General features: G+C 34.4%; 12 protein-coding genes and 4 pseudogenes. 6 read left to right on the forward strand and 10 right to left on the reverse strand.

Annotated features, from left to right (window positions below):
- Positions 1 to 123 precede the first annotated feature (123 nt).
- The 10 genes and pseudogenes from N7U66_RS00735 to N7U66_RS00785 form a co-directional block, all read right to left on the reverse strand.
- On the reverse strand, positions 124 to 693 hold the full coding sequence (locus N7U66_RS00735; RefSeq protein WP_267676914.1) for a hypothetical protein: 570 nt from the start codon (positions 691 to 693) through the stop codon (positions 124 to 126).
- 83 nt (positions 694 to 776) lie between these two features.
- The gene (locus N7U66_RS00740; protein WP_267676916.1) at positions 777 to 1,448 is read right to left on the reverse strand and encodes a hypothetical protein; all 672 of its coding nucleotides are present in this window, start codon (positions 1,446 to 1,448) and stop codon (positions 777 to 779) included.
- 21 nt (positions 1,449 to 1,469) lie between these two features.
- A complete protein-coding gene (locus tag N7U66_RS00745; protein ID WP_267676917.1) occupies positions 1,470 to 1,919 on the reverse strand; it encodes a hypothetical protein in 450 nt (149 codons plus the stop codon).
- A 69-nt stretch (positions 1,920 to 1,988) separates the two neighbouring features.
- Positions 1,989 to 2,440, reverse strand: a pseudogene (locus tag N7U66_RS21175) (Hsp20/alpha crystallin family protein).
- 91 nt (positions 2,441 to 2,531) lie between these two features.
- Positions 2,532 to 2,954 (reverse strand): hypothetical protein, encoded by a 423-nt coding sequence (locus tag N7U66_RS00760; protein WP_267676918.1) that lies wholly within the window; start codon positions 2,952 to 2,954, stop codon positions 2,532 to 2,534.
- A gap of 12 nt (positions 2,955 to 2,966) precedes the next feature.
- A pseudogene (locus N7U66_RS00765) lies at positions 2,967 to 4,341 on the reverse strand (MBL fold metallo-hydrolase RNA specificity domain-containing protein).
- An 11-nt stretch (positions 4,342 to 4,352) separates the two neighbouring features.
- On the reverse strand, positions 4,353 to 5,165 hold the full coding sequence (locus tag N7U66_RS00770; RefSeq protein WP_267678585.1) for a PDDEXK family nuclease: 813 nt from the start codon (positions 5,163 to 5,165) through the stop codon (positions 4,353 to 4,355).
- A 101-nt stretch (positions 5,166 to 5,266) separates the two neighbouring features.
- The gene (locus tag N7U66_RS00775) at positions 5,267 to 5,674 is read right to left on the reverse strand and encodes a hypothetical protein (RefSeq protein WP_267676919.1); all 408 of its coding nucleotides are present in this window, start codon (positions 5,672 to 5,674) and stop codon (positions 5,267 to 5,269) included.
- Positions 5,675 to 5,686: 12 nt separating this feature from the next.
- Entirely contained in the window at positions 5,687 to 6,541 is an 855-nt protein-coding gene (locus N7U66_RS00780; protein ID WP_267676920.1) for a universal stress protein, read from the reverse strand.
- A gap of 70 nt (positions 6,542 to 6,611) precedes the next feature.
- Entirely contained in the window at positions 6,612 to 7,442 is an 831-nt protein-coding gene (locus tag N7U66_RS00785; RefSeq protein ID WP_267676921.1) for a universal stress protein, read from the reverse strand.
- Positions 7,443 to 7,605: 163 nt separating this feature from the next.
- Between N7U66_RS00785 and N7U66_RS00790 the strand changes: the two are divergent.
- From N7U66_RS00790 to N7U66_RS00815, 6 genes and pseudogenes are all read left to right on the forward strand, one after another.
- A pseudogene (locus N7U66_RS00790) lies at positions 7,606 to 9,979 on the forward strand (heavy metal translocating P-type ATPase).
- A gap of 79 nt (positions 9,980 to 10,058) precedes the next feature.
- Positions 10,059 to 10,244: a cbb3-type cytochrome oxidase assembly protein CcoS gene (gene ccoS, locus N7U66_RS00795; protein ID WP_267676922.1), complete on the forward strand. Its 186-nt coding sequence runs from the start codon at positions 10,059 to 10,061 to the stop codon at positions 10,242 to 10,244.
- Positions 10,245 to 10,336: 92 nt separating this feature from the next.
- Positions 10,337 to 11,536, forward strand: a pseudogene (locus tag N7U66_RS00800) (cbb3-type cytochrome c oxidase subunit I).
- A complete protein-coding gene (gene ccoO, locus N7U66_RS00805; RefSeq protein ID WP_267676923.1) occupies positions 11,502 to 12,449 on the forward strand; it encodes a cytochrome-c oxidase, cbb3-type subunit II in 948 nt (315 codons plus the stop codon). Before N7U66_RS00800 ends, ccoO begins: the two are co-directional and overlap by 35 nt.
- A gap of 6 nt (positions 12,450 to 12,455) precedes the next feature.
- A complete protein-coding gene (locus tag N7U66_RS00810; RefSeq protein WP_267676924.1) occupies positions 12,456 to 12,641 on the forward strand; it encodes a CcoQ/FixQ family Cbb3-type cytochrome c oxidase assembly chaperone in 186 nt (61 codons plus the stop codon).
- 85 nt (positions 12,642 to 12,726) lie between these two features.
- Positions 12,727 to 13,680 (forward strand): cbb3-type cytochrome c oxidase N-terminal domain-containing protein, encoded by a 954-nt coding sequence (locus N7U66_RS00815; RefSeq protein ID WP_267676925.1) that lies wholly within the window; start codon positions 12,727 to 12,729, stop codon positions 13,678 to 13,680.
- Positions 13,681 to 13,689 lie beyond the last annotated feature (9 nt).

The following is a 13,689-nucleotide window of genomic DNA, read 5'->3' on the forward strand; positions in this document are numbered from 1 at the left end:
TATAAGAAGAAATTAAAAGTTATAGATTTTAAATGTTAAATCCGCTCTAGGGCTTCCTAATAATTATGTCTTTAACTCACAAATGCTAAACATTGAAAAGTCTCGCAGTAACATCACAGGGAATTAAAGCGTCGTTATTTTAGGAATCAACCGCTCTTTTTCTAAGGCTTTTACAACTGCCTTTACGTAGTCATCAACGGTTTTTTTTGTGTTTTCCGGGTCGATAATATCATAGTAGCCTACCCATATTAACGCTTTTTCATTATCTTTTTTCAAATTATAAATAGACGTTTCTATATGGTAAACTTTATAGTTTTCATAATAATCCGTATCAAAATAAACGTTTTGACTTAATAAATAATAAGTTTTAAATTTTTGAAGATTATAATCTGTTTTTTTAGATTCACTAACAATAGCCATTTTATCATCTACTCCTTTAACAGTGGAGACTATAACCGTGTCATACCCTTTACTTAATAATGTGTCTATTTGATTTTCTATTTCGGTTTCAGTCTGTTTTGAATCTATAAAAGAAGATTCAAAGACGACCGCACTTTGAAGCGCATTAATATCCCGGTGATATAATTCTGTTTTTAATTGTGATTCAAAAGCATTTCGGGCCTCTAGATCAGGAGTTACCCCTATAACCAAAACATTATTAGGATTAAAGTCTTTATATTCGGATTCCTCCAACTGTCTTTTAATCTGGTTGTAGAACATCCAAAGACTAACAGAGAAACAAAAAAAAGGGCGCTATATTTCATAGTTGTTTTTATCTAAAGAATTTCGTTTGAATCTTCTTTTGTTGTTGGTTCAATTTTAGGATTGATGAGTTGTTGCTCTTCTAAAACAACGGTAATAAGTCTGACATAATCTTTCACTATTTCCCGCATAGAATTAGGGTCTGTAATATCTATATACCCTTTCCGGATAAGCTCTCGATCTTTTGTTGGACAGATACAGTATAATGAAGAAACCGTATGGTATACTGAGTATTGATAATAATAATCCGGGTTGTAAAAAATATCCTGGTGCTTTAAATAATCTTCTTTAAAGGTCTTTAATGACGTATGATAATCCACAAACGCTTCTCGGTATATCCTTTTATCTTCAACACCAATGACTTTGGTCAATAAGATGGTATCAAAACCATCACGGATAAGTTTGTTTTCTATTGTTTTTAATTCTTCTACCGATTTTTTTTTAGTTGTAAACGCAGCGTCAAATAGTTCTACACTCATAACCGCTTCTACACCTCTTGAAGCGTATTCCAACTTTAATAATTTTTCAAATTGCTTCCTTGCATGTGTATTTTGTGTCATGCCAACAATCAAAATTTTATTGGCTGTATAGCTATCCATATCCGGGTTTTTCCAGTTTTCAACTAAATCTGTTGATGTGCAGCTTAACACTAAAAGAAAGCACATTAAAAGTGCGGTAGGTTTCATAAATTATTTATTTTAATAGTATTACCTATTATCTAGTAGACGCTGTTGTTTTACTTTTTTCATGACATCTTTTAAAATGTCGAAGAGCTGTGTTTTTACTTTTTTATAATCGTATAAATATTCGCTAACACTTGTTAGAAGCTGTCTGTGCAGTTTTTTGTATTGTTTTTCTTTTTTTACATCGTCAATGCCATCGACCATGATTTCCAAGTCTTTTTCGTGAGTTAAAACGTCTTCAATAAGTTCATTGTTTTTCTTTTGTGACCTGTTTAAAGCGTCTATAATCTCTTTTGTGTCAGAGAAATCTTCAAAATCAATAATTTGTAGGGTATAGGACGTAATTAAATCTTGAAAAAATAAGTGTTCATCTTTCACAAACCGTAATTCTGAGAGCCATTTTTTGGAGTCTTTATGCATTTCCTCGGCAGAGAGCCATTCGAAATATTTATTTTCTGTTTTTGTAGTAATCATTTTTTTTGTTTTTTAGTTTAAATTAAGGCAGAAAGCGATTTATGGTTATCGCTTTCTGCCTTAAAGGCATTAAGCAATTTCAACAACCTTTTTTGTTGGTATTTTTTTAGCCTCCTCTTTTTTTAAGAGCTCTAAGTGAAGAATACCATCTTTATAAGTAGCCTTTACCTTTTGGTCTAAATCAACTGTTTTTGGTAATGTTAAAGACCTTTTAAAGGCATTATAACTAAACTCTTTCCGTGTATAGTCCGCTTCTTTTTCTTCCTGATTGGTGCTTTTTTCTCCGAAACATTAAGGACATTATCTTCAATGGTTACTTCAAAATCTTTTTTGCTAAATCCAGGCGCTGCAAATTCAATTTGAAAGTCATCCGTATTTTCTTTTACATTCATTGCAGGCATTAAACTGTCTTCATCAAAAAAATCGGTGTTAAAGAAATCATCTGAACCCGTAAAGTTTGTTAATCCAGTATTACTCCATGGAAATAATCTGTTTTTGTTGTTAAATTTAATAAGTGACATAGTGGTTGTGTTTTGAGATTAAACATATAATGATATCTCTAAATTAGTCATGATAATTGTGAATTAAAATGATAAATATCAGTTTGTTACGTTAATTTTTCAAGGGGATTACACTTTCCAAATATTGTATGATGTCTGCTTTTAAATGAGTCGCGCTATTAAAATACTTGAGCAGTTCTTCTTCTAATAAATCATAATCTTTAATAAAAAAATCCTCACAGATCACATCTTCACATTCTCTTTTTTGAAATAGTATTTTTGAGCTGTTGTCTATTTTATGCAATACTCCTTTTTGAGCAGTAAGCATGTCATGAATATCGTTTTTAAAGACAGAAAGTATTTCAAATAAGTTAATGACCTGAGGTTTAAAATGGGCCGTATCAATAATAAACACCATAAAGTCTAATTCATTTTTTAGAGACTTCATTCGTATTTTGTAATTTATTAAATTGAACGTGAGTTCATCAACAGTTTTACTACTATTAAAACTTTTATAGTGTATCGGATTTTCCATCCGGACTCATTTTTATAGGGTTATTTTTTCAATTGCTCCAAGTTTTGGAATGGTTGCCGTCCAATCATAAACCGTCTTTATTTTAACTCTAAAGGCATCGAGTGCCGTGGGTTCTCCATGAACTAAAAACACCTTCTCCGGGGTGTTCTTTATACCACTCATCCAATTTAAAAGCTCTTTTTGATCGGCGTGAGCCGACAGACTTTCAACATGGGCAATAGTCGCTTTAACAGGATAGTATTTTCCGAAGAGTTTGATTTCATGCGCGCCATCATATAATTGTCTGCCTCGAGTTCCTTCGGCTTGATAACCAACCAATAGTACCGTTGTTGTAGGATTATCTATAAGTTGTTGTAAATAGGTGAGCACACGACCGCCTGTAACCATACCGCTGCCAGCAATGATTATTTTTGACCGATTATCGTCGATAGTCTCCCAGGTTTCTTTGTAAGATTGTACAAGGCTAACATGATTACACATGGCGTTATACTCTGTATCAGACAACTTGTGCCATTTAGGAAAGCGATTAAAAACGTCTAAAACATTATTGCCCATCGGGCTATCTATAAATATGGGAATATTTGGAATTTTATTTTTTTGATACAGTTTCCAAAGTATGTACATAAGTGTTTGCAAACGCTCTACCGCAAAACTGGGAATAATTAACTGTCCTCCTTTAGTAATGGTGTCTTTTACTAAGTTTGACAACAGCATATCAAGAGGTTCTTCTGGATGTAATTTGTTGCCATAAGTGCTTTCAATAAACAGAACATCTGCCTGCTCGGGTTTTTTAGGTGAATCTAATAAATAATCGCTTTCTCTTCCAATATCGCGGAAAAAACAAAACGCTTTCCTTTAATATCCAGTTCTATAAAAGTAGCCCCAATGATGTGTCCGTTGTATTGAAAACGGTAGCTTATGTGTTCAGATAATGGAATCCATGTATTGATCGCTTCAGTCTCGGAAATATTTAATTGTCTTCTCAGCGTCTTTAACAGTATAAAATGCTAAAGCAGGATGGTGTTTTGTATACTGCTCAGCATTCGCTTTTTTAGCCTCTTCTTCCTGAATTTTACCACTATCTTTCAGGATGATTTCAGCTATAGCTAAGGTTGGAGCAGTACCAATAATTTTGCCTTTAAACCCTTGTTTTAAAAGTCGTGGTAAATAGCCCACGTGATCTAAATGACCGTGTGTGAGTAAAACAACGTCTATTTCATTGACTTTTACAGGAAGATCATTCCAGTTTAATTCGCGTAATTCTTTTAAACCTTGAAATAAACCGAGAATCTATTAAAATGTTTTTTTCTGAAGTTTCAATTAGAAATTTTGAACCAGTTACCGTGCCTGAAGCACCCAAAAAATGAACTTTAACAAAGGATTCCATGGCATGTATTTTTATGACTGACACAATTGGTTAATTTCGTTTAGTATTTTTTCTTTTCTTAGTTCTGATACACCTAAATGATCTAAATAAAAGGCGTCACCAATAAGGTCACGACAAAGCACAACATCCCGACTTAACAAAAATTGTTTTTCTCTGTTGGTTAATAGCGTAGATACCGTTATGGGGTAGAGTGCCAATCGGTCTATTCGGTCTTTTAAGCCATTATTTTCTGGGTAATCCCAACTCAATAAATAGAGTCCACAGCACTTTCCGTACTGCAAGGCATCCTTTGTAAACCGGGTATTTGTCACTACCCAACCTTCAGTAAGATGACTGTGTTTTCGGGAACTTAATTCCCAATGGGTTTTGATATCATTATAACGAGAATGGATGTATAAAGGGATCTTAACATTACAATTGAGACCTTGATCGCCATGAAATTTACATTCTATAATAGTACAGTCGTTATTTTTATTAGCAATAACATCCACTTCGTGCGAAACACACTTGCCTTGTACTGTTTTTCCAACTTCAATGCTGTATCCCGAATATTTTAAAATAGCTCCTATAAACCGTTCAAAAGGAAATCCTGTTGGACCTAATTCGTAAATAGCCTTTTTTAGTTTGTATTTAGAAGCAAAGAGCCGTTTCTTTTTTCTCAGTAAAGCAAACGCTCGATTGTATATCTCTTTTGTGGAAATACCTTGATACAACTCATCTCTAACGGTATCTAAAATTTGGTTCACCGTTTGTTTATCTGCTCCTGAATGTTTTAATGAATTACGGAGTTTGTCTAATGAGAATTTTACCTTCTCTCCGAGTATTTAATAACGTCAATATGGTCTGTATTCATTAAAATAGATTTAAAAACTGCCAAAATCAAACATGATTTTGGCAGTCACACTAACTAATAAAATGTCGATTTTTACATCGACTGGAAAAAATCTTTAACTAAAGCTTTCACTTGGTTATCGGTCATGCTGTCAACCTTTTTTAAACCCACTATTTTACTGCCCAAATCTGCGTAGTTATCATGCAATTCTTTACTGAATTTTTCATTGGTTTGCGCTGGTCCAAAAAGGGCTAAGGCCTCTGTATCTTTAATTTTAGAAACTATATTTTTAAAATAGTCTTTTAGCTGCTGCTTTTCTTTATCTAAATACGTACTGTCTTGTACTACATCTTGTGGGCCACCTTTACCCTTGGAGCCTGAGCCTCCTTTTACATGAAAATGATCCATGTTTGATGCCACTGTAGTGACTGTTACCTTTTCGTTTTCAAGGGTTACAATCTTTGCGTTATCTTTATCTAACCAAATACCTGTTTTTTTCATCTTTAATATATTTTAATTTCTTAAGTCGTGCATAACGAGTATGGGAACACTGGCGTGAAAATTTAATTCTTTTACCATAGGGTGCGTTAGTATGCTATCAAAAAAAGTATGTTTTTTATTAATAAAGGCGACCATGTCACTATTTCTACTTTCAACGAAAATATTCAAAGCGGTTTGAACAGCATAATTATTTAAAGTATGAAAGGAGGTAGAAACGTCTTCAAAATAAGTCTCTAGCATTGTTTTGTGTTCCACCTGTATTTTATCTAATTTTTCATCGTTAGAAATATGTAAAACCGCAATTGTCGCATGACATTTTTTTGCGATGTCCACTAAATAATTTAATTCACGTTGTTTAAAATGTGTTTTATAGCTTGTTGGGAACACAATTTCTTTAGGAAGCCTATAGGTCGCTCTTTTCGGGACAACAATCACTGGACAATTACGCACTTTCTCCATAACATATAAGGAAACACTGCCAAAAGATGATTTGTCTGAATTGGTTCTTCCTTTACACCCCATAACAACAAGTTCAATATCTTTTTCTTCAACGGTATTTTTAATCGCTTCTAAAGGATTATTAAAGGTTGAAATAGTACTGAAATGATGTTTCGGGTTATTAAAGGCCTGTAAAGTTATTTTGTCTAACACCTGAGCGAGACCCGTTTCAGATTTTTCTTTAGCTAATTCATAAAGTTCACTTCCAGGCTCCATATTTAAAAGGCTATCCATAATGTTACCAGTAGCACTAAAAACATTAAGTATAAAAAAATCGCAGGAATCCTCTTTATATAATTCAATAGCATATAGCATGGCATGCCAGGCATTGTTGGAAAAATCTGTAGGGAGTAGTATCCTTCTTTTCATAATATAGTATATTTAGACAACGTAGTAAATTTAGCTGGAGTTCAAGTCTTTAGCAATGATATTTATCAGCTTAGGCTGGAATCACTAAAAAAGGTACGATAGGTTGAAAACCAATGTTTTTTACTACAGGTTCTTTTAATATTTTTTCTATAAAACTGTGTTTATAATTAACCATTACCAATAGGTTTATATTCAAATCTATAATGAATTCATTAATGGCACTTGCTTTTTTAGTGTACTTAGGAAGCCAATGAAAACTATGCTCGTACTGTTTCAAATAGTCGTGTAACATCTCTTTGTTGTATTTTTGAACCGCTGTTAAATGGTCCTCAGTATTGATATGTATAATTTTAATCTTAGAGTCATAAAGGGCGCTCACCGTTCTAAGAGGATCTAGTTCTATATGACTATAATAGCGATTAAAGCCAGTTGGGAAAGCTATTTCTTTAGGGATAGCAAAATCATACTCATCAGGAACTACTAATACAGGACAGTCTTTAATATTATTTATAATGTGTATGGTATTGCTGCCAAAAAATAGCTCTTTTGCTCCTGTAGCACCTTTTGTTCCCATGACCACGAGTTCAATATCATGTAAAAGGAGGGTGCTATTTATGGCTGTTTCCAGGTTTTTATCACTAGCAATTATTTCAAATTTATGGTTAGCATTGGCATTAGCAACTCTAGCCATTTTTTTTAAATCGGAAAGTTCTTGTAGGGCTTCGTCTCTCAAGGTCTCTATATATTTAGTGGTAATGTAAGACCTAGTCGCCGAAGCTTTAAATTTTGTAGAATTTAAAAAATAGAATGTACACGCTTCGTTGGCATAGAGTTTTAATGCATATACAGCGGCACTCCATGCATTGTCAGAAAAATCGGTTGGTAATAGTATGTTTGTCATTACAGTTATTTTTAATTGATAGTATAAAATTAACAGTGATTACCGCTTTTAACTATGATATTTATCAGTATTTAGAAATGGTAATGGTGCGAAACTGATAAATATCATATTATAAAATTGGGCAATAGAATAGGTTTGTTCCAGGTATAAAAGAGCAAATTTTATGAAGCAAACTAAATGCTTTCATTGTGGTGACCCGTGTAACCAAGAGACTATTGTAGTCGAGGATAAATCATTTTGTTGTAAGGGTTGTAAAACAGTTTTCGAGATTTTTTCTGAAAGTAATCTCACTTGTTATTACGATTTACAAGCAGCTCCTGGTGCGACTCCGAATGAAATAGAAGGGAAGTATGATTTTTTGGATCAGCAAAATATTATAGATAAACTGCTAGAGTTTAACGAAGATAATACTCAAATAGTAACCCTTTACATCCCTCATATTCATTGTAGTTCTTGTATCCGGATTCTTGAAAACTTACATAAACTACAAGCTGAAATCTCATCCTCTCAAGTTAATTTTGGAAAGAAAACCGTTCATATTACCTTCAATTCAAAAAACTACTCCCTTAAAGAAGTCGTCCTTTTATTAAGTGCTATTGGTTATGAGCCCTATATCAGTTTAGACGATTTTTCGGCAGGTAAAAAACAGATCAATAGAAGTTTAATCTATAAATTAGGGATTGCTGGTTTCGCTTTTGGGAATGTGATGTTTCTCTCTTTTCCGGAGTATTTTCAAGTTAATGGATTTTGGATAGAACACTATAAACCGTTGTTCAGACTATTAATGTTAGCCTTTTCTTTACCCGTGGTTTTTTACGCGGCACAGGACTATTTTGTTTCTGCCTACAAAGGATTACGCTCAAAAGTGTTAAATATAGATGTCCCTATAGCATTAGGAATTAGTGTGTTGTTTTTAAGGAGTACTGTCGATGTTTTTTTTGATTTGGGTTCTGGTTTTTTTGATAGTCTAACAGGACTGGTTTTTTTTCTATTACTTGGCAAATTCTTTCAGCAGAAAACTTATGAATTCCTCTCTTTTGAACGGGATTACAGGTCTTATTTTCCAATGGCAGTCACCCAAATTTCAAGTGACGGGGTAGAAAAACCTATTCAAGTATATGACATTAAAACAGGTGATCGTTTATTAATTAGAAATGGAGAACTGATTCCTGTTGATGGGGTTTTAATCCATGGCAAAGCAAGAATAGATTATAGTTTTGTAACAGGAGAATCTAAAAACATAAGTAGAAATTACGGTGATAAGCTCTATGCTGGAGGAAAACAAACGGCTGGAATCATTGAAATGGAGGTTTTAAAAACGGTGGAGCAGAGTTATTTAACGCAATTGTGGGGGCATCCTATTTTTAATAAAAACAGAACCACCGCATTTACCTCAATCACCAACGCGATTAGTAAACGGTTTACCATTTTTGTTTTATCTGTTGCTTTTATAGCCACTGTGTTTTGGTTGTGGTTTGATGCCTCAAAAGCGTTAAATGTCTTTACCGCAGTACTTATCATCGCCTGTCCGTGTGCTATCGCATTAGCAGCACCCTTTACATTTGGGAATGTGTTGCGCCGCTTTGGAAAAACAAAATTCTATCTCAAAAACGCAACCGTTATTGAGGAATTAGCCACCATAAATACCATTATTTTCGATAAAACAGGGACGATTACCTCTAATAAAAATAGTACAGCAACTTATGAAGGCCAACAACTATCAAAAGAGGAAGAAGATCTTTTAACAAATACGCTAAGGGCTTCCAATCATCCTTTAAGTCGTACCCTTTATTCTATTCTAAAGCGAAACAATATTTTTACGCTAGACCATTTTAGAGAGCATTTAGGTAAAGGAATAGAAGGTGAAATAAACCAAAAAACGATTAAAATTGGTTCTGCTAATTTTGTGGGTGCTACAGAATCTGCTGTTTTAAATACTTCGGTACATGTTAGTACCAATAATACGTATAAAGGGAAATTTACTTTTTATAATAGTTACAGAAAAGGGGTGTCTAAACTGTTTAATCTGCTTAAAAGAGATTATGATTTAGTTATTCTATCAGGAGATAATGAAGGCGAGTTAGAAAATTTAAAGAAGTTGTTACCGGCAAAGACCAAATTACTATTCAATCAAAAACCGAGAAGACAAACTAGAATACATTAAATACCATCAAACAGAAGGGGCGAAAATTTTAATGATAGGCGATGGGCTAAATGATGCAGGTGCGCTGGCTCAAAGTGATGTTGGGATTGCTGTATCAGAAAATATAAATGTTTTTTCGCCTGCTTGCGATGCTATTTTGGAGGCTTCAAAATTTAGACAATTAGGGAATTACCTAAAGGCTTCAAAACAAGCCGTTACCATTGTTAAATGGAGTTTTGGACTCTCATTTGTTTATAACATTATTGGATTGTATTTCGCAGTAACAGGCCAGTTATCCCCAGTAATAGCGGCAATACTCATGCCATTGAGTTCAATAAGCGTTGTGAGTTTTACTACGGTAGCCACGAATGTAATAGGACGAAAACTTAAGTGATAAAATAAGACAAGCATGATATATATCATGTTTTAAAAAAGCGGGTAAAACTACTTTTGACCCATAACTTCTAATAGGTATGAGTGTTATATATATATTATTAACGATAAGTATTATTATCGCCATAGTGTTCTTTTTCGCCTTTATCATGGCCGTAAAAAATGGACAATATGATGATAGTTACACGCCTTCTGTTAGAATGCTTTTTGATGATGAACTTGTTAAAGAGACCCCTAAAAAAGCGGATTCAACTAAAAAAGACTAATTATAAATACAATGGAAGTACAACAGTTTTATTACGATAACAAAATCGTTAAAAAATTCATTTATGCTACAATGCTTTGGGGTGTAGTAGGTATGCTAGTAGGGTTACTATTGGCATTCTTATTTCTCTTTCCAAATCTAACAGATGGCATCTCATGGTTAAGCTTTGGTCGTTTAAGACCACTACATACCAACGCCGTTATTTTTGCCTTTGTAGGTAATGCTATTTTTGCTGGGGTTTATTATTCTAGCCAAAGATTACTTAAGGCACGAATGTTTAGTGATGTTTTAAGTAAAATTAATTTTTGGGGCTGGCAATTAATCATCGTAGGTGCTGCGATTACTCTACCTTTAGGGTATACAAGTTCTAAAGAGTATGCAGAACTAGAATGGCCATTTGATATTGCTATTGCTGTAATGCGGGTAGTTTTTGGATGGAATTTAATTGGTACTATTTTTAAAAGAAGACAGCGTCACTTATATGTTGCGATCTGGTTCTATATTGCCACATTTGTTACGGTCGCCGTACTTCATATCTTTAACAGTTTAGAAGTGCCTGTTAGTGCTTTTAAAAGTTATTCTGTTTATGCAGGCGTGCAAGATGCTTTGGTGCAATGGTGGTATGGCCACAATGCGGTTGCTTTCTTTTTAACCACACCGTTTTTAGGGTTGATGTATTATTTTATCCCCAAAGCAGCGAACAGACCTATTTATTCATATCGACTATCTATCGTTCACTTCGGTCCCTAATATTTATATATATCTGGGCTGGACCACACCACTTACTTTATACAGCACTCCCGAATGGGCGCAGAATTTAGGTGTTGCTTTTTCTATAATGCTATTAATGCCCTCTTGGGGGGAATGATAAACGGACTACTTACCCTTCGTGGCGCTTGGGATAAAGTAAGAGTAGACCCCGTTTTAAAATTTATGGTGGTCGCTATTACGGGTTATGGTATGGCAACGTTTGAAGGCCCAATGCTATCTTTAAAAAATGTGAATGCCATTGCACATTATACCGATTGGATTATTGCACATGTTCACGTGGGCGCCTTAGCTTGGAATGGGTTTTTAACCTTCGGAATGATCTATTGGTTAGTCCCAAGATTATTTAAAACAAAATTATATTCTCTTGGATTAGCAAACCTCCACTTTTGGATTGGTACCTTAGGGATCATCATGTATGCGTTACCCATGTATGTGGCTGGTTTTACACAAGCAAGTATGTGGAAACAATTTAATCCGAGATGGCACTTTGGTCTATGGAAACTTTTTAGAAACGGTTTCTGAAATTATGCCAATGTATTGGATGCGAGCAATAGGAGGCACATTGTTTCTTATCGGGATGTTGGTTTTATGTTATAATATCATTATAACCATTATAAAATCTAATGTTAAAGTGAGTGATGAATTAGCTGAAGCTCCAGCACTTCAAAACGTATCTAAAAAGCGTGTAGCGGGTGAAGGCTGGCACACCTGGTTAGAACGTAAGCCTGTTAAATTAACCATTTTTGCTACAATAGCTATTCTCATTGGGGGTGTCATTCAAATTATTCCTACCCTCATGATAGATTCTAATATTCCAACTATAAGTAGCGTTAAGCCTTATACGCCTTTAGAGTTAGAAGGTAGAGACATCTATATTAGAGAAAGTTGTGTAAGCTGTCACTCGCAAATGATACGACCGTTTAGAAGTGAGGTCGAACGTTATGGAGAATATTCGAAAGCAGGAGAATATGTTTACGATCACCCTTTTCTATGGGGAAGTAAACGCACAGGACCAGATTTACATCGTATCGGTGGAAAGTATTCAGATAACTGGCATTTAAATCACATGTACGATCCACAGAGTACATCCAGTGGTTCTATTATGCCTGCCTATCAATGGATAGTAAGAGATGCGTTAGACAAATCGCTCACAGAAACAAAAATGAAAGCGATGGTGTCTCTTGGAGTGCCTTATACCGAAGCGGAAATAGAAAATGCACAACAGCATATGTTAGAACAAGGCATTGAGATAGAAAAAAATTTATATTCAGATCCCGATTTTGCTAAAACCTATGAAGCCGATAAAAAGAGTAGTGGCGACGAATTCGTCGAAATGCGAAACCGTGAAATTGTAGCCCTTATTGCTTATTTACAGCGATTAGGAACAGACATTAAAGTCGATGATTTACAAGAACAAGTAGGAACTCAAAACTAAAAAACGATGTTAAAATTTGTAAAAAACTATATGGATAGTATTCCTGGAATTGAAATTTATCCTTTAATCTCATTACTTATTTTCTTTACTTTTTTTGCTGGTCTGTTTTGGTGGGTTATCACTGCTAAAAAAGAGTATTTAAATAAAGTAAGTAACCTCCCATTAGATAACCAAAACGATACAGAGCTATGAAACCGATTTATAACAATTTAAATGGCTGCACCATGAACAGTAGAGGTGTTCTTTGTTCGTTAAAAACCTTTTAAAATACCATCAAATGAAAAATTTTATACCCTCTTGGTTAAGAGTCCTTGTCTTATTTTTTGCGGTCTTCGGACTTATTGAGTATTTCGTTGATTCCGGAAATGAACCCGCCTTTTTAAAGTACCCACTAATAATGTTGTATTTATTACTGGTATTATTGTTCCTTATAGGTGTTGAAGCCATAGTCGCTGCTCTTGAAAATATTTTGTTTAAAAGTTTGACTGAAACTCAGAAACAAAGTTATTTGGCAAAGCAAACCCAGCCATTGAAAATTGTGGTTTGGACACAAACGACTTATAAAAAATTATTAGGATCAAAACCATTAGAAGAAGAGCACGAAATTATTTTAGATCATAATTACGATGGTATAAAAGAGCTAGATAACGATCTGCCGCCTTGGTGGTTGTATGGGTTTTATGCTTCTATTATTTTCGGGTTGGTCTATATGGTAAGGTACCATGTTTTTAATGGTGATGATCAATATACCGAATTAAAAACAGAATATGCAGAGGCAGAAATAGCCATTGAAGAATATAAGAAAACAGCTAAAAATTTAGTCGATTTTAAAACAGTAACCGTATTAACGGATGCATCCGATATCAATAGTGGTAAAGCGATTTTTACCGAGAACTGTATTCCATGTCATATGGCAGATGGGGGTGGAGGTATTGGACCTAATCTAACCGATAAGTATTGGATTCTTGGAGGCGGCATTAAAAATGTGTTTAAAACGATTTCTGAAGGTGGGCGTTACGGAAAAGGAATGATTGCCTGGAAACAAAATTTAAAACCAGCAGAGATGGCTCAGGTGGCGAGTTATGTACTCACTTTAGAAGGCACAACACCAGCCAATCCAAAAGAAGCCGAAGGCGCTGTTTGGACCAGTGAGAAAGCACCAATGGAAACGATTCCAACGGAAGCCATAGAAGTAAAAACAGATTCAGTAATACTTATTGAAAGCGATTAAGCCTTAGAA

The sequence above is a fragment of the Lacinutrix neustonica genome (assembly GCF_026625145.1).
In the GTDB taxonomy this organism is placed as follows: Bacteria; Bacteroidota; Bacteroidia; order Flavobacteriales; family Flavobacteriaceae; genus Lacinutrix; species Lacinutrix neustonica.

Coding starts and splice junctions, on each gene's coding strand:
- N7U66_RS00780 (WP_267676920.1), bottom strand. CDS start 6,541: ATGAAAAGAAGGATACTACTCCCTACAGATTTTTCCAACAATGCCTGG.
- N7U66_RS00775 (WP_267676919.1), bottom strand. CDS start 5,674: ATGAAAAAAACAGGTATTTGGTTAGATAAAGATAACGCAAAGATTGTA.
- N7U66_RS00740 (WP_267676916.1), bottom strand. CDS start 1,448: ATGAAACCTACCGCACTTTTAATGTGCTTTCTTTTAGTGTTAAGCTGC.
- N7U66_RS00760 (WP_267676918.1), bottom strand. CDS start 2,954: ATGGAAAATCCGATACACTATAAAAGTTTTAATAGTAGTAAAACTGTT.
- ccoS (WP_267676922.1), top strand. CDS start 10,059: ATGAGTGTTATATATATATTATTAACGATAAGTATTATTATCGCCATA.
- N7U66_RS00810 (WP_267676924.1), top strand. CDS start 12,456: ATGTTAAAATTTGTAAAAAACTATATGGATAGTATTCCTGGAATTGAA.
- N7U66_RS00785 (WP_267676921.1), bottom strand. CDS start 7,442: ATGACAAACATACTATTACCAACCGATTTTTCTGACAATGCATGGAGT.
- N7U66_RS00815 (WP_267676925.1), top strand. CDS start 12,727: ATGAAAAATTTTATACCCTCTTGGTTAAGAGTCCTTGTCTTATTTTTT.
- N7U66_RS00745 (WP_267676917.1), bottom strand. CDS start 1,919: ATGATTACTACAAAAACAGAAAATAAATATTTCGAATGGCTCTCTGCC.